This is a genomic window from Synechococcus sp. A10-1-5-1, assembly GCF_023115425.1.
Lineage (GTDB): Bacteria > Cyanobacteriota > Cyanobacteriia > PCC-6307 > Cyanobiaceae > Vulcanococcus.
In genome coordinates, this window is record NZ_CP096032.1 from 385,148 (window position 1) to 402,387 (window position 17,240).

Genomic DNA, 17,240 nt, shown 5'->3' on the forward strand with positions numbered 1-17,240 from the left:
GGTAGCGACACGTACCGACAGCCTGGGATGGGTCAGCGACTGTGGCTGAGTCATGAGCAGTGGCCATGCCCGATTGGATCCGACCTCTGATTGCCGTAAGTCTGACCAGCTGCAGCGTCGGCTTGCTGACCGCCCTTGGGGGTTAAACCTCGCTAGTGTGACGATTGCACATTCGTCCACACCCTGGGTCCCGTTGGGATTTCTTTGTCGACTCATCGTCAATACCGGCTGCGCCGGCGTCACCAGCATGGTCATGCATGCCCAGAGCCATGCACAGGCCTTGATCGCAGCCCAGGAGTTGTTCCCGGCATGCCAAGTCCAGGTGATGGCCGGCAAGGGGCGCGATCCCATGGAAGCTGAAGGCAACCTCGATGAACCAAACGGGTTGACCTGAGTTCAGGCCAGAGCCTTCAGCAACAACGACAGCCCCATCAACAAGCACAGCAGCTCAAAAGCGCGCTTGACCAGCTGGGACCCCTGCCTGAGCGCCAAGTGGGCCCCCAGGTAACCGCCAGCCAGGGATCCAAGCAAAAGCATGGGAAGCCAGCCCCAAGCGATTTGCCCCTGGACCCCCAGGGTTAGAGCGCCGGTTCCGTTCCAGAACAACCCCACCAAGATCAATGTGTGGGGAACGGCTTTGCCGTAATCCAGGCCGAACCAACGCACGAGCCAGAGCGTGACAAAGAGACCCGTCCCCGAGGTCAGCGAGCCGTTGAGGAAACCAATCAAAAAGAGAACGAGCGCGCCCAGACCCACTCGCTGTCTCGTCCAACGGAACTCGCGGGAGCTGGCTCCCAGTTGCGGGCGAGAAGCGGAATAGCCCCCCAAGGCAATGGTCAAGAGCCCGAGCAACACTGTCGACAGCTGGGCAGGCAGGGCGAGAACGGCGCGAGCCCCCAACCAAACCCCTGGCAAACCGCTCAGCAGGATCAGCGCCGAAAGGCGCGCATTCAGGGTGCTCTCTCGGGCATGGCGCAGGCTGGCACCCACACCAAGGGAGACGCTGGCCACCTTGTGGGTAGCCAAGGCCACTGGGAAGGGCAAACCCAGCAAAATCAGCGCCGGCAACTGCACCAAACCAGCCCCACCTCCCGCAAGAGCAGAGAGGGCATTGGCCAGCAGCGCGACAGACAGCAACCCCAGCTGCATCCAGAGCTCAGGGATGCTCAAGGACGACTCCGAAACCGCCGAGAGAAGCTCGCACTGAGAGCGTTCGCCCACGGCAGGGGTAGGTACTGAGCCACGGCTGCAATCAAGCGATTCAGCCGTCCTGGGACGACGACAACACGCTGGTCTTGGAGGCCACGCTCCGTCAGCTGCACGAGCTGATCAACCGTCATCCAGAACACGCCCGGTAGACGCTGCATCCGCTCTTCGACCCCAAGGACGGAATGGAATTCCGTGTGGACGTATCCCGGGCAGAGCGCCATCACCCGAACCCCAGAACCGGCGTTCTCCGCCGCGAGGGATTGGGACAGACGAATCAGATAGGCCTTCACCGCGCTGTAGAGCGTGCTTCCGGGCAGTCCAGGAATCAAACCCGCAAGGGACGCGACGTTTAAAACTGTTCCCCGCTGGCGCCGCTGCATCTCAGGCAGGAGATGACGCGTCAGCTCCGTTGGCACCTGGACCATCAGCTGAAGCATGGCCTCAAGCTGCAGCCAGGGAGAAGCCTCGAAGGTCCCGCGCAGACCAAAACCAGCGTTGTTCACCAAGGTCTCCACCCACAGCCCATGGGCGGCCACACGAGCCAGAAGCTGCTCAACGGCCCTGGGCCCACTGAGATCCAAGGCCATGGCGACAACCCGGATGCCAAAGCGCTGCTCCAGACCAGCGGCCAATTGGTCCAGACGCTCCTGTCGGCGTGCCACCAACACCAGGACCCCTGAGCGCTGGGCAAAGGAATGAGCCAACGCCGCGCCAATCCCACTGGAGGCGCCGGTGATCAGCGTGCAGGGACAGGCAGCAGGATCGGAAAATTGCTCGAGCGATGCCAGCGAATCAGAGCTGGAAGACAAGCGCTCGGCGAGCTGCAAACACGCATCCATCTCGTTCCAAAGGAGCTCCCTTCGTTCAGAGGTGACGGAAAACGAGCGGTGGTGGAGATCACGGCCGACGTAGCGCAGGGCATCGACCACCCTGCGGCGATCGTCTGAAGCCAGCGCATCAACGGACCAGGAATCGTCTCTCGGTGATGTCACGCCAATGGAATCTGTAGGACCGATGCCAAGGGCCACAGTGCCGAACGGGAGACCACCCTCGACCAAGCGGGAAACACGTTGGAAACAGTGATCCCCAATGGCTGGTCATCTTGACCCAACCCCCCTTGGCCACAGGTCCAATCTGACTACTCGTACATCCAATCGAAGGATTCAGGGCTCGCAGGCGACAACGCATTGGGCTTGGGTTCGGCTGATCGCTGGAGGGTCAAACGGGCCAACAGCGTTAGCTCAATGGTTAAGGCCGTGATCAGAACAACAAGACCCCCAGCCGCAACCAGCGCCTGGGGATGCGTCACAACGGAAAAAGCTTGTTCCATCTCCACAGGGCTCCATTGGGTACGGTCCAACCCCACCCCTAGCCACGGCAGAGCGACCTGATCACAGTCGTCTCAAGGGGGACTAGCGCATCCCAAGAAAGACCCTTAAGATTGATTTTAGGTTTGAGCACTGGGAGTGAACGAAAACAACCCCGTCCTGCAGTCGATGCGCCAAGAACTGCACGAGCTCAAGCTCCGCTACGGCCACTCTCCGACGGATTTCAACCGCTACCAGCTCGTGCGCCATGAACAGCGCCTGGCTCAGTGGGTTCCGAGTGAAAAAATCGGCGCCTGAGTGCAGCCCTGAACGGCATGGAGCCCAAAGCGATTCACCTGGGTCCGGGTGCCGACCTTCGCAAAAGCCTTGAGGCGTTGGCCCAGGAAGAGCTAGCCGAAGGTTTTGTCCTGAGCGTTGTCGGCAACCTCAGCAAAGCAGCGTTTGCCTGCCCTGGAAGCAATCAACCCACTGTGCTCAGCGGTGAGCTGGAAATCATCACCCTGCAAGGAACCGTCTCCCCCAAGGGCGTCCACCTGCATCTGAGCTTCTCCGATGGTGACTGCCAGGTGTGGGGCGGCCACCTCGAGCATGGAAGCGAAGTCCTGAGGGGTGCCGATGTGTTGGTGGGCCTCCTCAAGCGCTCCAACAAACCCGGAAGCCCGACCGTCCCGGGACAACCGCGCATCAAGCTTGCGGTTGCAGAGGGTTGCCCCTGGTCCAGCCGGGCCATGCGGATGCTCCGCAGTCTGGGAATTCCCTTCGAGCAAGCCGCTCCCGAAGCAGGTTCGCTGCCCCAAATCTGGATTGAGGGGACGATGATCGGCGGATACGAGGACCTTGCTGACTGGCACGGCCAAGGAAAACTTGAGCGCTTCCGCACTGGCTCCTGACACCAGCACCTGGCAGCTCCGAACAGGGGCACGTTGTCAGCTGGTCATTGGACGCTTTCCCCCCTTCGACTACGACGCCTCCCGCGGCGGAGGGCTCGTTCTCCACTCACCAGCGGATGCTCATGGAGTACAGCAACTGCGGGTTCCTTGTGAAGGGCTGACCATTCCCCCACTCGATAGCCAGACTGCACGCCTCTTCGGGGTCCCCCTGCCACCGGGCATCAGCGTGCAGATCCAGCCAGACCGCTTGGAAGGCGTCCTGAACCCCAGCAGTGGCGAAGTCAACCTGACCTTCCGCTCTCGCTTTCGCTTCACCCTGGGACCAGCCAGTCGCCCCCTTTATCAAGCGTCCGATCTCATCGTGGAAACGGCGTTGACCAGCGGCACCAGTCATGGCCGGCGGCACCGGAGCCAGGGGCAACCACTGAATGACGAGGGCAGGGGTCGCCTGGTGGGCGTGGCCACCATTTCCCCCTGCCAAGACGGCTGGCTGAATGCCTTTCTGGGCCTTCCCGATGAAGCCCTGGCCGTCATGGATGTCCAGTTCCTCAGGCCGTGACCCCGAGCGAACGCCCCCTAGGCCAGGAGCTGAAAGCGGCCCTGCTCATCCCAGTGGTCCTGCTTGCGATCGCTTGGCTGCAGGAAGGAATCGATCAGATCCTGTTCAGAGGGCAGTGGAATTTGCCCATGCTTCCCGGCGGTTCCGCCCTAGGGATCCTGACCGCTCCCTTCAGCCACGGCGGCTGGGGACACCTGCTGGCGAACAGCACGATGTTCTTACCGCTCTCCTGGTTGGTCTGCTTCAAAAGCAAGCGCGATTACGTCGCGGTCTGGTTTGGTGTATTGATCACGACCATCCCGGTCTGGCTGTGGTGGCGCAATGGAAGCCACGGGCTTTCGGGGGTGATCTATGGATTACTCGGATATCTCTTGCTGATTGGCTGGCTTGAGCGCAGACCCCTGAGCATGCTCCTCTCCGTCAGCACCCTCGTGCTCTACGGAGGAGTCCTGCCAAGCTTGCTGCCACTGTTCACACCAGCAGGTGTGAGCTGGATCGGCCACGCAGGCGGATTTACCGGAGGACTACTCGCCGCTGCAGCGGTCTCGCGATCAAGACCATGACAGGTACCAAGCGTCGGCAATCCATACCCCAGTGGCTTGGCGTTTCCGCCCTGGTGAGCGCCATGGGCCTTGGGGCCTCAGCGCAGCCCTGGGCACCGGGCATGGAGCCGCCGCCTGTGCTCGAGCCGGCCAGCGCCAAAGAAGCCCAGAACGTGGATGCGATGCGCGAAGGGGGGCAGCGAAAGCTCTACCTCAAGGCAGCCCATGACCTGCTCCATCGCCATTGGGGCACCCAGGTCAAGCCGGAGCTGCTCTTTGCCGGCGACACGGCCAATGGCTGTGGCATCAAGCGGGTCCAGCATCCAATGGCCTTCTACTGCCCCCCGAGCAAACAGATCGCCATGGCCCTCGAGCTCCGCAGGAGCGTCAGGTCTGCCAAGGGACTCAGTGATGCCTCACTGCTCTTGCTCGATCTCGCCGTGTTAGCTCATGAATGGGGGCATCACGTCAACCGTGAGAAGGGGCTAGGTCCTTTTAGTGGCGGCATGGGACTGACCGTCAAACAAGAGGAACTTGCCGCCGACTGGCGAACCGGTGTCTTTCTCGGCTGGCTCATGAACGTTGGCGCCCTGAAGGTTGATGACTTCTCACAGACCGCGAATCTTCTGTTTGAGATGGGGGATTACGAGCGCATCTCACGCCAGCACCATGGCTACCCCAAGGACCGGTTTAGGGCGCTGACCCGGGGCTTGAGCTCCCAACTCCAACCAGGGCAATCCATTGGGGAATGGACGGTCGACACCTCCGAGACCTTCAGCCGTCGACTTCCTGAGGAGCCAGGGGATGCACCACTTGGAGCGCGCCGCTACGAGGTCCGGCGCTTTGAGATTGAACGGGGCCAACAAATTGCCACGAACCTGATCGGCGGGTTGTTGGGCGCGGCCAGCTGCGTTTGGGGCAGCCAAGACCAGTGCGTTGGGATGGCCATGCAACAGGGAAAGGGGCGTGCCCTAGGCAGCTACACCGAACGTCAACTCACTCTGTGGTGCAACAGCGGCACCTTTGACATCAGCGCCGATGATTTCGATCCACAGCCGATCGGGCGGGACGGGAAAGGTCAGGCTCCGATCCTGGCCTCGAGAGACTGCAATGACCTAGCTGCCCTCAAGCAAGAGCTCTAGGGCCAGCTTCTCCGCCAGGGCTGCATCGATGGCGCGTAAGTGGCCAAGGGCCATCACTCGATCCTGGCTGGGGAGGTGTATGAGGTCCGCGACCGCCAGTTCCAAACAACGTCGATCGAACTCGAGATTCACGCATGGGGTGCAGCGATCGGATCGAACCGTGGGGCGTGAGCACCATCCAGCGCTGGTGGTCAGATCCGCAGCTAGCCCTCTCAACCTTGCAGGGCTTTGAGCTCCTCTTCCTGACAATGCTGGAGCCAGGCCTGCTGCAGATCCACCCGGGTAATGCGGTAACCCAAGAGACGAGCCTGAAGCAACAGGGCGTTGTCATCACTGCAGTGGCACAGCAAACGCCGCAGATGCGGTCGGGCTTCCGCTTCGTCGACCAAGCGCTCGAGTTCTTGCCAGCTCATGACGCTTCACCGGGTTCCAAACCATCGCAAAGCCAGAGGCCGGAAGCCAGATGTTGGCCACGAGTCTCGCGAGCCTCCTGAGGCTCAACGGCTCCGCCTCTGTCGCGAGAAGCCCTTTGAACCTCCCGTGGTTCAGAGCAACGCTTGGCCCCTGATGGGCACATGAGACTGGTCTTTTTTGCAACGAGCTGTGTCATGCCCTTTCCCAGAACGCCGCTGATCCCTTAACAACGACTCAAGCCGCCATCGGGCGATGGGCTTCTTCGTTCAACTCACTGAAGCCATCGCAGAGCGTCAGTCCCTGCTGATGACGGGACTCGACCCCAACCCAGAGATGCTCCAGAGCTGGGCTCTGAGCCGAGGGATGGGGAATCGCTCGTTCCTCAGCCAGGCCCGCCATTGGATCAAGGCCGTCGTGGAGGAGACCAGTCCCCATGTCTGTGCCATCAAAGCCAGCCTCGGCTTCTATCAGGCCCTTGGCCCCCTTGGCCTGGAGTTGCTGCTTGAGGTGCGCGACCTGGTGCCGCGCGATCTCCCCCTCATCATTGATGCCAAGCATGGCGATCTGAATTCCTCCACGGCCTTAGCCCACTACCTGTTCAAGGACTTGGGGGTCGATGCGGTCACCCTCTCGCCCCTCGCCGGACAGGACATCGCCGCCCCGTTCTTGCTCTATCGGGACAAGGCCGTGGTGATCACCTGCCGCAGCTCCAACCCGGCGGCCAAACGAATCCAGTACCACCCCAACGACAGCGATCCACTCTTCCTCCAGATTGTTCGCGAAAGCCAACTCTGGGGAACACCCGATCAGGTCTTACTGGAAGTCGGCACCAGTGATCCGAAGGTGCTTTCACAGGTGAGGCAAGCGGCCCCAGAACGGGTCTTGATGCTCCGCTCCATCTGGAGTGAAGAGGAGCGCGTGGATGGATTGCTTGAAGCCGGCCTGAGCAATTCAGGGGACGGGCTGCTGATTCCCATGCCCCAAAACCTCCTGGTTGAAGACGACCTATCCGAACAAGCCGAGGCTCTCAAAGGTCGAATCAACCGGCGGCGCACCAGCTGGATGGAACAGCACCGTTCCGAGAAAGCCGAGACCTGCGAACTTTGGCTTGCCAACCAAACGGATGCCAAGAGCACGGCCGACCCGATGGCCGAGCTGATCGTTGAGCTCTTCGATATCGGATGCCTCCTCTTTGGCGAGTACGTCCAAGCCTCGGGAGCGGTGTTCAACTACTACATCGACCTCAGGCAAATCATTTCGGACCCAAACCTCTTCCATCGCGTGCTGCATGGCTACGCGCAACTCATGGAGGGGCTGGACTTTGACCGGATTGCGGGCATTCCCTATGGAGCTCTGCCGACCGCAACCGGGCTGGCCCTACAACTGCACAAGCCGCTGATCTATCCCCGTAAGGAAGTCAAAGCGCACGGCGCCAGACGCCTAATCGAAGGGGACTTCCAGGAGGGGAATCGCGTGATCGTTGTCGATGACATCTTGATCAGCGGAGGCAGTGTGCTGGAGGGCATTGCCAAATTGGAGCGCTCCGGCCTTGAGGTGAAAGACGTCGTTGTTTTCATCGATCACGGCGGGCAGCGCGATCAGAGTGCGCGCGAGCGGCTAAAGGCCAAGGGCTATGACTTCCACGCGGTCATGGACATTGAGCGGATCACCAAAGCCCTGCTCGACGCCGGGCGACTCACGGCTGAGCAAGCCAAGGTGCTGGGATAGATGCAGTTCTGATGAAGCAGGTGGGCAAGCTCCTGGGCACAGCGACTGGGTTCATGGCCCTGGGCGTGCTGCTGGTGAGCTGCGGGCCCCCCGCTGGGCAGGTCAGTCCTGAACGGGAGTCCGAACAAGGCCCCTCGAGGGAGGCCCAAAAGGAACGCCAGGAAGAGGAAGAACGACTCCAAACCCTGAGCACAGAAGCGGAGGATCTGTTCAACCGCGGCGAAAATGACCTGGCCTGCGAGCGGGTTCGCCAAGTCCAGGAGCTGCAGTCGGAGCTCGGCGTTGAGCCCAGCGAGCTACGCCAGGAGCAAGCCCAGGCCTGCATCACCGACTGAGATTGACCTGCACGTCACCAGCCATCGTCTCCGCTCAAGGCCTGAGCAAGACCTATCGGATTGCCGAGAAACAACCGGGTTTACGCGGAACTGTTCGTCACCTCCTGCGACGGCGCTACCGCGACCTCCATGCGGTCAAGGGCGTCAGCTTCTCGATCCAAGAAGGGGAGATGGTGGGCTTTCTGGGGCCCAATGGTGCGGGCAAAACCACCACCTTGAAAATGCTCAGCGGGCTCATTCACCCAAGCGCCGGTGAGCTACTGGTGGCGGGGTCGCAGCCCCAGCGCCGACAGGCACGATTTCTGCAGGACATCACCTTGGTGATGGGGAACAAACAGCAGCTGATCTGGGACCTACCGCCGTGGGATTCGATCCGGGTCAATGCGGCGGTTTATGGCATCCCTGATCGGGAGATGAAGCGGCGAGTCAGCGAATTAGCCGATTTATTGGAACTCGGAGAAGAACTGCATCGGCCAGTCCGCAAGCTCTCCCTTGGCCAACGGATGAAAGCTGAGCTCCTGGCTTCACTGCTTCACGAGCCGAGGGTGCTGTTCTTGGATGAGCCAACCCTGGGCTTGGACGTCACGGCGCAGGGGCGGGTTCGCGACTTTCTGGCCACCTACAACCAGCGCACAGGCGCAACAATCCTGCTCACGAGCCATTACATGGCAGACATCACTGCTCTCTGCGAGCGGGTCCTGCTGATCCATGAGGGGGCGCTGTTTCATGACGGGCCCCTCGACGCGCTGACCAGCAAACTGGCGCCCCATCGACAAGTCCGGTTGGAGCTGCATCAGGCCCAACCCCGTGGCGTCTTTGAAGCATTCGGGACCGTTGAATCCCATCAAGACCATCAAGTTCAACTCTTGGTGCCAAGGGATCAACTAACTGAGACGGTTGCTGCACTCCTGACCCGCTTTGAGGTTCTGGACCTAGAGGTCAGTGACCCACCGATCGAGGAGCTGATGCGGAGCCTGTTTCAACAGGCAGGGAGGACCTAAACGTGCGCTCCGCCGGTACCGCGATCCGAATCGCGCGCACACTGCTGAGTACGCAGTACGCCTACATGCTGGAGTACCGCGCCGAGATCGCGCTATGGGCTCTCTCAGGTGTCTTGCCCCTCATCATGCTCGGGGTCTGGCAAAACAGTGGAGCGGCGAGCCAGGCGGGATGGACCCAAGAGCAACTACGCCACTACTTCGTGGCCGCGTTCCTGGTCCGTCAATTCAGCGTCGTTTGGCTGATCCATGTCTTTGAAGAGGACGTCGTCAGCGGAAAGCTCTCGCCATTTCTGCTGCAACCGCTCCAGCCCCTGTGGCGTTACTTCGCGGCACACCTGGCTGAGCAGGGCACGCGAATTCCCTTTGTTGCCCTGATGCTGCTGGGTTTGGCCTGGATCAATCCTGGGCTGCTCTGGAGGCCCAGCTTGGAGAACCTCGTGCTGGGCATCGCGGCCATCTGGGGCGCGTTCGTCCTGCGGTTTCTACTGCAGACCCTCAGCAGCATGCTCTGTTTCTGGAGTGAGCGAGCCGCGGCGCTGGATCGGCTCCTGGTCATTCCCTATCTCTTTCTCTCGGGTCTAGTGGCACCGCTGGACACCTTCCCTCCTGCGATCAAGAGCTTCGCCCTGGCCACCCCCTTTCCGGCGATGGTCGACTTTCCCGCACGCCTCTTGTCGGGTCTGCCCGTGGATCTGGCTGGCGGATTCCTCAGCCTGTTGATCTGGTTCTTGATCCTCGGACCGCTCTGCTGGTGGGGCTGGCGTCGAGGGGTGCGGCGCTACGGAGCGATGGGGGCATGAGGCGCTCCCGCAGCTTGAGTACTTTGCTGCAGTGCTGGCGCAGCTCCCTGGAGGCTGAGAGCGAATACCAGCTCAATCTGCTGCTCGAGTGTTTGGCGGTCGCCGGAAATCTGGCGGGCAGTGTCTTCGTGCTGTCGCTGCTCTTCTCAGGTCAGTCAAACCTTGGGGGCTGGAGTTGGAATGAAGCATTGATCGTGCTGGGGCTCTACACCCTGCTTGATGGATTCACGAGCTGCCTACTGCAGCCGAACCTCAGCAAGATCGTCAACCATGTTCAGGAGGGAACCCTCGATTTCGTTCTGCTGAAACCGGTGGACAGTCAGTTCTGGCTCTCCCTGCGGTGTTTCTCTCCTTGGGGATGTCCAGCCCTGGTGGCGGGCTGCGTCCTTGTTGTCCTGGGCCTTCAGCGCAGTGCTGTTCTCATCCAAGCCGAATCGTTACTGCTTGGGGGAGCACTGCTGTTGAGCGGCGCCGCGATCCTCTACAGCCTCTGGTTTTCGCTGGCGGCTCTCTCGATTTGGTTCGTGAAAGTCTGGAATGCCACCGAGGTTCTTCGGTACACCCTCGTGGCTGGACGCTATCCGGTGAGCGCCTACCCGCCAGCTCTGCGCCTGGTGTTCGTCTTTGTTCTTCCGGTGGCGTTCATGACCACCGTTCCATCACAGGCTCTGCTGGGCGAAGGCTCCTGGCCGTGGGCCATGGGCTCCTTGCTGATGGCGGCCTGCAGCCTGATGGCGAGCCGCTGGTTCTGGCGCTTTGCCCTGCGTCACTACACATCGGCGAGTAGCTAGCGGCTACACGCCTTGCATGAACTACACAGAATGAGTAATATTACGTGTAGGTCCTAGGCGCAGATTGGCCAGCGAACGCCACCAAGTCATCCTCAGTGAGACCGCGGCAGGCTGGGTGCGCGACTTCTCCAAGGAGAAGCGCCATTCCATTTCCAAGGCCATTGCCATCCTGGTGGAGGAGGCCATTCAGCAGCGAACCACCCTGCCGATCCAGGCGGCGTTCGACGGCGTGTCAGACGCTGACTTCTCAGTGTTTCTGCGGGAGAAATTCGCGATGGACTTCGAGATTTGGCTGCGCTCCAAACGCGGGTAGGACCTACTCAGATGTTCGATCCAATGACCCTCTCTTTCGGCTCTGGCGTCAGCCTGAGAACCTGTGTCCAGCTGGGGCGATGGCTTGATCAGCGCTTCGGGCCGGCCACCAGCCACGACAGCCCCGCCAGTGATCGGCTCGGGATCCACGCCGGGCAATTGGTGGCCCACGACCTCGTGGCCACCAAGGGAGCAGAGCAAGGGATGGTCGACGTCTTCGCCGCCATGCACAGCTGCATCGACGACTGGCTCGAGACATCTCCGGTGCAGGAAGACGAACGCCGTCTGATCAAGCGCCGCGCGGTCCGCGCCGGAGTGATTCACTGTTGGACCACAGCCGCTGAGCTGCGTCCGGATGACCCCAGATATCTGGAACTCATGGAGCAGACCTGCAAGGCAGTGATGGTGGCCGAGCTGGCCGAGGAGCAACTCGGCGCCTAAGGCTTAATCAACGAAGCGTTTGTACAGCCATCGCACAAAACCGCCAATCACGGGAACAGGCGCAAAGGTTGGGCCAACGAAGTCGAAATAATCGCGGTGATCAACAATGAATCCTTCACCATTGAAGAGCAGACGGGTCGCACCCGGATAGACAAATTCAATGCCCTTGATCTTGAGCCCCATCGTCCACTCAATGAAGGCGGTTTGGCCGCTCATGGCCACAGCGTGAGGCGCCAAGTAGACATCATCACAGCGTTTCACCAAACCGTCTTGGGCCTCGAGGTAGGCCAGTAGGCCGTCGCGGGATTGGGTCGGATCCTCGAAATGAACATCCGCGGCATAGACCGCTTTCCACTGCTCATGGCTTGGAGCTGGAGCGCCGTAGGGCTTGGTAAACAATTGACGAAGGGACTGCTCCGTTAACGGGAGTTGAAATCCAGATGGTGAAACAGTCACAGCTCAAGGTTTAAGCAGTCTCATCCTGCCGTCTGTGGTGGGGCGCTGCGGGGATGCAGTTGGAGGTAGCGCTCCACAGGCAGGGGTTGCAGCTGCTCGTAGCCAACGGGAAGCCACAGATCTCCCTGCTGGGCGTTGTAGTGAATTTCCCAGTGGTACAGACCAACGATCGCTTGGGGATCGTCCTTCAGCAGTGAGGCATAGAGCAGCACCGCCTCGCCGTAGAGATCACTGTTGTTGTAGCCCCAAAGGCCGCGGCGAATGTTCTTCAGGCCCCCGCGACGAACGAGGTAGCGGGCAGCGGCTTGGATTGCGTCGTAGGGGTTACGGATGTCGCCTTTGCCGATCCCTGGCTCAGCCCAGGTCGTGGGCAGAAACTGCATCGGCCCTTGGGCATTGGCAACGGAGACCCCGTCAATGCGACCCATCCCGGTTTCCACCAGGTTCACCGCCGCCAGGACCTCCCACTCAATTCCCGTTGCCGCCTCGGCCTTGCGGTAGTGATCCAACAACTGTGAAAGAGGTTCTGGCGCAATGATTCGCCAGGCCGGAACCCGCGTGGGACGGCGCTTGCTCATCGCCAAGAACGCACGCCTGGCGGCCAAGTGGCGTTCAGCAACGGAACGCCAACGAGCGGGGAGCTGTTGCACAACTTGGGCACTTCGCTGGCGATCTGCGGACAGCACGCGGTAGATCACCTGCTGCTGGTGTGCCAAATCCGGGAGTTGCGACGGCGGGGTCGCCGGATCTCGCAACTGTCTCTCCAGCTCAACCAAACGGCGAGCGATGGTGCCTGCGTCAGCCGGAACCGTTGGGTAGGTCCGCGGTGCGGACTGGGCTACAGCGCCGGTCTGAGGAGCATTCAGGGGGGAACAAGCCACCCCGCCGGCTGCAACGCTGAGTCCTGCAAGGGCAACAGCAAGAACCAAGCCTGCAGGTCGCGTCACGGATTCAAGGCAGCTGCGCCCATGCCTACAGCATTCGGACTCAGGTTGCAGACTGCGTACACCAATGAATCAGCCATGACCGTTCTGGTGCTGGAGGAGTCCCAGAGACGCAAATGGGATGGATCGGATGACGTGCTCTTCTATGCCGAGCCGAGGCTCGTGCATCACCTCGATCAGGCCTTCAGGACGCGCCTCACGTCCCTTTACTCCGAACGCATCCCCAGGAACGCCGTTGTCCTGGATCTGATGTCCAGCTGGGTCTCCCACCTGCCCGAGGACAAACCCTTTGAGCGGGTGATTGGCCACGGCTTAAACGAGAAAGAACTAGCCGCCAACCCCCGGCTCGACAGCTACTGGCTGCAAAACCTCAACCAGAACCAGGAGCTCCCATTGCCGGCTCACAGCGTGGACGCCACCTTGATCGTGGCCGGCTGGCAGTACCTGCAATACCCAGAAGCCATCGCCAGCGAACTGTTGCGGGTGACGCGGCCAGGCGGCCAGGTCATCGTGGCGTTCTCCAACCGAATGTTCTTCACCAAGGCCCCACTGATCTGGACCGACAGCAGTGACCAGGACCATCTCGATTACGTCGCCCAGGTCCTTGAAGCCCAGGGCTGGCAGCAAGCCGAACGGATCGCTGAAACCACCAAGGCCTCTGGGGTCATGGGACTACTCGGACAGCCAGGTGATCCCTTTTTTGCCGTTATCAGCAAAAAGCCCTCGAACTGACCTAAGCCGCCATGTCGCGATCGCGGTCTGGGCGAACCCGGGCGCCTGAGCGCTCTTCTGACGAGAAGGCCAGCTCGAGGACCAGCCGCTTGGCCTTTTGGCGCAACCGACGGCGATGGCTCAGGAACGCACGCAGCATCTGAAGTCCGACGACTCCGTACAGCACCAGCAGCGCGGCGTTGGCAACAGCAGCAAGCATGCGGCAGTCCCAAAGTTGGGTCCATGAGAACCCGCCAAGGCGAGATCCACCAGAAATTCGCCAAAAAGTTCCTGATTTGGCTCTGCAACGTTGTGACCCGTTACACCCGGGCGTTCGCGTAGGTTGAACTCTGGTTCAGGACCTTCAGATGTCAGCAAGCTCGGAAGGTCTAACCATTGGCGAATTGGAATCCAAGTACTTCCTCTATCGCAAAGCCCTCAAGCAGCTCCTGCTGGAAGGTCGCTCGAGTGCTGGCATTGAGAAAACCCTCTGTTGGAGCCGGCTAGAGACCCTCCATAACTGCCTTCCCCGTCAGTACAAGGCCCCCGATCAGATCCGCTATCAACTCCAGCGGGAGATCCAGCGCGAGCGCCCCGCCAGCTAGGTCAGACCTCTCAACCAGCTGACCCTCGAACACTGTTGTGGCCAGCATTTCGTGACAGCTTGACTAAACAGCTGTGACGGAGGCTGATGGATCAAGCCCCCCTCGCCGCTGCCCAGGCCTTTCATCCCCCTGGAGCGGTGCTGAAGGTCAGCCCCCTGGGGAGCGGAAATGTCAATGACACCTTTCTGGTGCAGACCAGCAGGGGAGCCTTCGTCTTACAGCGCCTCAACACCGCTGTCTTCCCTGCCCCCGAGCAGGTGATGCGGAACCTGCAAACCCTTGAAGCCCACATTGAGCGCAAAGGTCGCCCTTTAGGTGGATCGCGCTGGGAGCACCCCCGCTTGCTGGCACCGGCAACCGGTGGAAACGATCTCTGGCACCGGTGCCCAGAGGGTGAAATCTGGCGCTGCATGAGCTTCATCGGCAATGCCCGCAGCGTTGATCGGATCGAAGATGAGAATCAGGCCTATCAACTTGGTCTCGGGCTCGGGCGATTTCACCAGCTGATCGGTGACCTGCCTGCCGAAGAGCTCCACGACACCCTCGAGGGGTTTCACATCACACCGCGGTACCTGGATCAATACCGCCAGGCGCTTGTGCGAACCCGTGCTGAGTCCTCGGATGATACCGATTACTGCATCGCCTTTATCCGAGAACGGGAGGAGTTCTGCTCAGTCCTCGAGCAAGCCAAGGCTCGCGGTGAACTGCAGGAGCGCCCAATCCACGGCGATCCGAAGATCAACAACGTGATGCTCGACAACGTCAGCGGCGAGGCCATTGCCTTGATCGACCTCGACACCGTCAAACCAGGACTGGTGCACTACGACATCGGCGATTGCTTGCGCTCGTGCTGCAACCCTGCTGGCGAGGAAACCACGGACCTCAGGGGGGTGCGCTTTGACCTGGTCTTGGCCGAGGCCATCTTGCGCGGGTATCTCGAAGCTGCCGGTTCCCTGCTGACGGCATCAGATCGACGTTTTATCCCCGAATCCGCTCGCCTGATCAGCTTTGAACTGGGGCTTCGCTTCTTCACCGACCACCTCAACGGTGATCGCTATTTCAAGGTCAGCCAACCTGGGCAAAACCTCAGGCGCGCCAGGGTGCAATTTGCACTAACCCAGAGCATTGAAGAGCAATGGGACGCGCTTCAAGCTCTCCTGCTCCGCCTGACCACCAGATCAAAAGCCGCGCTGGATGCGGCCTAACGATGCTTCGCCTGCACCCCTTCCAAGACGAACCAGCTTTGGATGGACTCTCCCTTGAGGCTGCCCTGCGCTGGAGTCGCTCAGAGCTCCAGCTCCAGTTCAGACTCAAAGGCCCCAAAGACCAGCTGATCTGCCCGCCAGAGACAGCTGAACCACGCCGGCTCGATGGTCTGTGGAATTCCACCTGCCTGGAGGCCTTTTTTGGCATCCCTGGTCTGACTCAGTACTGGGAGTTCAACATCAGCCCCAGTGGTGACTGGAACCTCTACCGCTTAGAGGACTACCGCCGAGGCTTGACCCGCGAAACAGGGATGGGGATTCAAGCGATCAGCTTCCAACGGAGCGTCGGGGATTCTGAATGCAGTCTGGAAGCAGAAATCTGCCTCGATCTGGGAGAGACCTTTGTTGCCGTAGGGGAACTGGAATACTGTCTGACCGCTGTCGTTGAACAGAAAGATTTCGGTTTGAGTTTTTGGGCCCTACAGCACTGTTCGGATGAAGCTGATTTTCACCGCCGTGAAAGCTTCAGGTTCACCGAGCCCAATAACCCTGTAAACGGCGATAACAAAACCGAAGACATTCTCGTGCTTTGAAGCAAGAGGAAACTTCTCTGTAGCCTGCGCTACAGACACACCGCGTTTCTGCCAGTTTGAACGTCACCCACTGCGGGGAAGAGCATCTGATCAGCCTGACGACGGATGAAGCGTCTCAGCTGGTCGATGCCTGCGCTCTGCTGCTACTGGCATCCAAGACAACGCCGGATTGCCAGCTCAAGGCCGAGATGGCCTGCGTCTTGCAGACGGTGTTTGAGCATCTCAGTACCCACGTCGTCTAGACGGGGTGGCTAGAAACAGCGGATGCACGCCCTTTCTCTACCCACTTGGTGGATCCATGTGGCCTCCGTCTTGGAATGGGGCTTGGCCATGCTTGCGATCCAACGCTGGGGACTACGCCGAGGGGAAGCGGAATGGAACTGGCTCGCTCTGGCGATGGTTCCGGCCCTGATCAGCGCCATGGCGGCCTGCACCTGGCACCTGTTTGATAACGCTGAAGAGCTCTATGGATTGGTGGTGCTGCAGGCAGGCTGCACGGTCCTTGGCAACGGAACGATGGCGCTGGCGGCCTGGAATCTTCAACGCAAAAGAGTCAACCCAGGATGAATGGCCTGATCCCAGCCCTCAATGAGGGTCTGCGGCAACTCGGAGCCGTGGATCCTGCCCCCCTCTTCGCCGCCTCGCTGTTCCCCTACCTCGCGTTTCTCTGGTGGGCCTGGAAGTCCAAGCGCTTTCCAAGGCTGGCTCTTTGGGGGTTTGGCTTCACCTTGATCTTTGTCTTGATCACCATTGCGGCCGCCATCGTTGCTGAAGGGCTTTACGGCCGTCAGCTGGCGGATGTGGACCCGCTGCATGGCGGAGCCGAGCTGTTTTTGACCATTAGCAACGTGATGATCCTGCTTGGGTTTATGGAGAAGGGGGTGAACAAGTCTTAAGCGAAGGGCGCCATCGGCCAAAGGCCCTCGGAAGATGAGGTGTCACCCAAAGATTTCGATGCTCGCTCCTCTGCTGGCTATCGCCCCCGCCTCCGTGGCCTGGTCTCCCAAGGTGGGCCTGGTGATGATCATCGCCAATGTGATCGCCATCGGCCTCGGCAAGGCCACCATCAAGTACCCCAACGAGGGTGCCCAACTGCCCAACTCCGCCATGTTCGGCGGCATGAGCCACGCCGCACTGCTGGCCACCACCTCCTTTGGCCACATCCTTGGCATGGGCGCGATCCTCGGCCTGGCCGCCCGCGGCGTGGTCTGAAGCACTCCCTCCCGACCACTCT

General features: G+C 60.6%; 29 protein-coding genes. 21 read left to right on the forward strand and 8 right to left on the reverse strand.

All coding sequences use genetic code 11. The annotated features are described in order from the left end of the window. The first annotated feature begins 193 nt into the window (after nt 1-193). The gene (locus MY494_RS01970) at nt 194-394 is read left to right on the forward strand and encodes a hypothetical protein (RefSeq protein ID WP_247911062.1); all 201 of its coding nucleotides are present in this window, start codon (nt 194-196) and stop codon (nt 392-394) included. A gap of 2 nt (nt 395-396) precedes the next feature. On the opposite strand, the gene MY494_RS01975 is transcribed toward MY494_RS01970, so the two are convergent. From MY494_RS01975 to MY494_RS01985, 3 genes are all read right to left on the reverse strand, one after another. After that, complete coding sequence (locus MY494_RS01975; RefSeq protein ID WP_247911918.1) at nt 397-1,149, reverse strand: sulfite exporter TauE/SafE family protein; 753 nt, start codon at nt 1,147-1,149, stop codon at nt 397-399. 17 nt (nt 1,150-1,166) lie between these two features. Further along, a complete protein-coding gene (locus MY494_RS01980; RefSeq protein ID WP_247911063.1) occupies nt 1,167-2,201 on the reverse strand; it encodes an SDR family oxidoreductase in 1,035 nt (344 codons plus the stop codon). A 146-nt stretch (nt 2,202-2,347) separates the two neighbouring features. Continuing rightward, nucleotides 2,348-2,539, reverse strand: a complete 192-nt coding sequence (locus MY494_RS01985) for a hypothetical protein (RefSeq protein ID WP_247911064.1) — start codon at nt 2,537-2,539, stop codon at nt 2,348-2,350. 136 nt (nt 2,540-2,675) lie between these two features. On the opposite strand from MY494_RS01985, the gene MY494_RS01990 reads away from it, so the two are divergent. From MY494_RS01990 to MY494_RS02010, 5 genes are read left to right on the forward strand one after another with little or no spacing between them, the layout of a single operon-like run. Beyond that, on the forward strand, nt 2,676-2,834 hold the full coding sequence (locus tag MY494_RS01990; protein WP_247911065.1) for a hypothetical protein: 159 nt from the start codon (nt 2,676-2,678) through the stop codon (nt 2,832-2,834). Nucleotides 2,835-2,851: 17 nt separating this feature from the next. Then, a complete protein-coding gene (locus MY494_RS01995) occupies nt 2,852-3,427 on the forward strand; it encodes a PCC domain-containing protein (RefSeq protein ID WP_247911066.1) in 576 nt (191 codons plus the stop codon). Next, the gene (locus MY494_RS02000) at nt 3,402-3,986 is read left to right on the forward strand and encodes a hypothetical protein (protein ID WP_247911067.1); all 585 of its coding nucleotides are present in this window, start codon (nt 3,402-3,404) and stop codon (nt 3,984-3,986) included. Before MY494_RS01995 ends, MY494_RS02000 begins: the two co-directional genes overlap by 26 nt. Continuing rightward, nucleotides 3,983-4,549 carry a rhomboid family intramembrane serine protease gene (locus tag MY494_RS02005; protein ID WP_247911068.1) on the forward strand — a complete coding sequence of 189 codons (567 nt, stop codon included), beginning with the start codon at nt 3,983-3,985 and terminating at the stop codon, nt 4,547-4,549. The genes MY494_RS02000 and MY494_RS02005 overlap by 4 nt, the downstream gene beginning before the upstream one ends. After that, nucleotides 4,546-5,670 carry a neutral zinc metallopeptidase gene (locus MY494_RS02010; protein ID WP_247911069.1) on the forward strand — a complete coding sequence of 375 codons (1,125 nt, stop codon included), beginning with the start codon at nt 4,546-4,548 and terminating at the stop codon, nt 5,668-5,670. The genes MY494_RS02005 and MY494_RS02010 overlap by 4 nt, the downstream gene beginning before the upstream one ends. On the opposite strand, the gene MY494_RS02015 is transcribed toward MY494_RS02010, so the two are convergent. After that, complete coding sequence (locus MY494_RS02015) at nt 5,644-5,802, reverse strand: hypothetical protein (protein WP_247911070.1); 159 nt, start codon at nt 5,800-5,802, stop codon at nt 5,644-5,646. The two genes, MY494_RS02010 and MY494_RS02015, sit on opposite strands and share 27 nt — an antisense overlap. Nucleotides 5,803-5,882: 80 nt before the next feature. Then, nucleotides 5,883-6,083 (reverse strand): Nif11-like leader peptide family natural product precursor, encoded by a 201-nt coding sequence (locus tag MY494_RS02020; protein WP_247911071.1) that lies wholly within the window; start codon nt 6,081-6,083, stop codon nt 5,883-5,885. A gap of 253 nt (nt 6,084-6,336) precedes the next feature. Between MY494_RS02020 and MY494_RS02025 the strand changes: the two genes are divergently transcribed. The 7 genes from MY494_RS02025 to MY494_RS02055 all read left to right on the forward strand — a co-directional run bounded on the left by MY494_RS02025 (nt 6,337) and on the right by MY494_RS02055 (nt 11,492). Then, a complete protein-coding gene (locus MY494_RS02025; RefSeq protein WP_247911072.1) occupies nt 6,337-7,812 on the forward strand; it encodes a bifunctional orotidine-5'-phosphate decarboxylase/orotate phosphoribosyltransferase in 1,476 nt (491 codons plus the stop codon). A gap of 11 nt (nt 7,813-7,823) precedes the next feature. After that, nucleotides 7,824-8,147 (forward strand): hypothetical protein, encoded by a 324-nt coding sequence (locus tag MY494_RS02030; RefSeq protein ID WP_247911073.1) that lies wholly within the window; start codon nt 7,824-7,826, stop codon nt 8,145-8,147. Between the two features lie 2 nt (nt 8,148-8,149). Then, nucleotides 8,150-9,148 (forward strand): ATP-binding cassette domain-containing protein, encoded by a 999-nt coding sequence (locus tag MY494_RS02035; RefSeq protein ID WP_371820654.1) that lies wholly within the window; start codon nt 8,150-8,152, stop codon nt 9,146-9,148. A 2-nt stretch (nt 9,149-9,150) separates the two neighbouring features. After that, nucleotides 9,151-9,948 carry an ABC transporter permease gene (locus MY494_RS02040; protein WP_371820655.1) on the forward strand — a complete coding sequence of 266 codons (798 nt, stop codon included), beginning with the start codon at nt 9,151-9,153 and terminating at the stop codon, nt 9,946-9,948. Further along, entirely contained in the window at nt 9,945-10,739 is a 795-nt protein-coding gene (locus MY494_RS02045) for an ABC transporter permease (protein WP_247911074.1), read from the forward strand. The genes MY494_RS02040 and MY494_RS02045 overlap by 4 nt, the downstream gene beginning before the upstream one ends. A gap of 64 nt (nt 10,740-10,803) precedes the next feature. Continuing rightward, nucleotides 10,804-11,052: a hypothetical protein gene (locus MY494_RS02050; RefSeq protein WP_247911075.1), complete on the forward strand. Its 249-nt coding sequence runs from the start codon at nt 10,804-10,806 to the stop codon at nt 11,050-11,052. Nucleotides 11,053-11,063: 11 nt separating this feature from the next. Further along, nucleotides 11,064-11,492 (forward strand): hypothetical protein, encoded by a 429-nt coding sequence (locus MY494_RS02055; protein ID WP_247911076.1) that lies wholly within the window; start codon nt 11,064-11,066, stop codon nt 11,490-11,492. Nucleotides 11,493-11,495: 3 nt separating this feature from the next. On the opposite strand, the gene MY494_RS02060 is transcribed toward MY494_RS02055, so the two are convergent. Further along, entirely contained in the window at nt 11,496-11,948 is a 453-nt protein-coding gene (locus MY494_RS02060) for a nuclear transport factor 2 family protein (RefSeq protein ID WP_247911077.1), read from the reverse strand. 20 nt (nt 11,949-11,968) lie between these two features. Continuing rightward, nucleotides 11,969-12,895: a transglycosylase SLT domain-containing protein gene (locus MY494_RS02065; RefSeq protein WP_247911078.1), complete on the reverse strand. Its 927-nt coding sequence runs from the start codon at nt 12,893-12,895 to the stop codon at nt 11,969-11,971. Nucleotides 12,896-12,970: 75 nt separating this feature from the next. Here MY494_RS02065 and MY494_RS02070 point away from each other — a divergent pair, with 75 nt between their 5' ends. Next, nucleotides 12,971-13,624 (forward strand): class I SAM-dependent methyltransferase, encoded by a 654-nt coding sequence (locus tag MY494_RS02070; RefSeq protein WP_247911079.1) that lies wholly within the window; start codon nt 12,971-12,973, stop codon nt 13,622-13,624. A gap of 1 nt (nt 13,625) precedes the next feature. Here MY494_RS02070 and MY494_RS02075 read toward each other — a convergent pair whose 3' ends face one another. After that, entirely contained in the window at nt 13,626-13,823 is a 198-nt protein-coding gene (locus MY494_RS02075) for a hypothetical protein (RefSeq protein WP_247911080.1), read from the reverse strand. A gap of 148 nt (nt 13,824-13,971) precedes the next feature. On the opposite strand from MY494_RS02075, the gene MY494_RS02080 reads away from it, so the two are divergent. From MY494_RS02080 to psaK, 7 genes are all read left to right on the forward strand, one after another. Continuing rightward, nucleotides 13,972-14,208: a DUF3136 domain-containing protein gene (locus MY494_RS02080; RefSeq protein ID WP_247911081.1), complete on the forward strand. Its 237-nt coding sequence runs from the start codon at nt 13,972-13,974 to the stop codon at nt 14,206-14,208. Between the two features lie 86 nt (nt 14,209-14,294). Further along, nucleotides 14,295-15,413, forward strand: coding sequence for a phosphotransferase enzyme family protein (locus tag MY494_RS02085; RefSeq protein WP_247911082.1), 1,119 nt, complete (start codon nt 14,295-14,297; stop codon nt 15,411-15,413). Between the two features lie 2 nt (nt 15,414-15,415). Further along, nucleotides 15,416-16,006 (forward strand): DOMON-like domain-containing protein, encoded by a 591-nt coding sequence (locus tag MY494_RS02090; protein ID WP_247911083.1) that lies wholly within the window; start codon nt 15,416-15,418, stop codon nt 16,004-16,006. Between the two features lie 56 nt (nt 16,007-16,062). Then, nucleotides 16,063-16,248, forward strand: coding sequence for a hypothetical protein (locus MY494_RS02095; protein WP_247911084.1), 186 nt, complete (start codon nt 16,063-16,065; stop codon nt 16,246-16,248). Between the two features lie 22 nt (nt 16,249-16,270). Then, nucleotides 16,271-16,573, forward strand: a complete 303-nt coding sequence (locus MY494_RS02100; protein ID WP_247911085.1) for a DUF2499 domain-containing protein — start codon at nt 16,271-16,273, stop codon at nt 16,571-16,573. Next, on the forward strand, nt 16,570-16,902 hold the full coding sequence (locus MY494_RS02105) for a DUF3593 domain-containing protein (protein ID WP_247911086.1): 333 nt from the start codon (nt 16,570-16,572) through the stop codon (nt 16,900-16,902). Before MY494_RS02100 ends, MY494_RS02105 begins: the two co-directional genes overlap by 4 nt. 58 nt (nt 16,903-16,960) lie before the next feature. Then, nucleotides 16,961-17,218 (forward strand): photosystem I reaction center subunit PsaK, encoded by a 258-nt coding sequence (gene psaK, locus MY494_RS02110; protein ID WP_247911087.1) that lies wholly within the window; start codon nt 16,961-16,963, stop codon nt 17,216-17,218. The last annotated feature ends 22 nt before the right edge of the window (nt 17,219-17,240 follow it).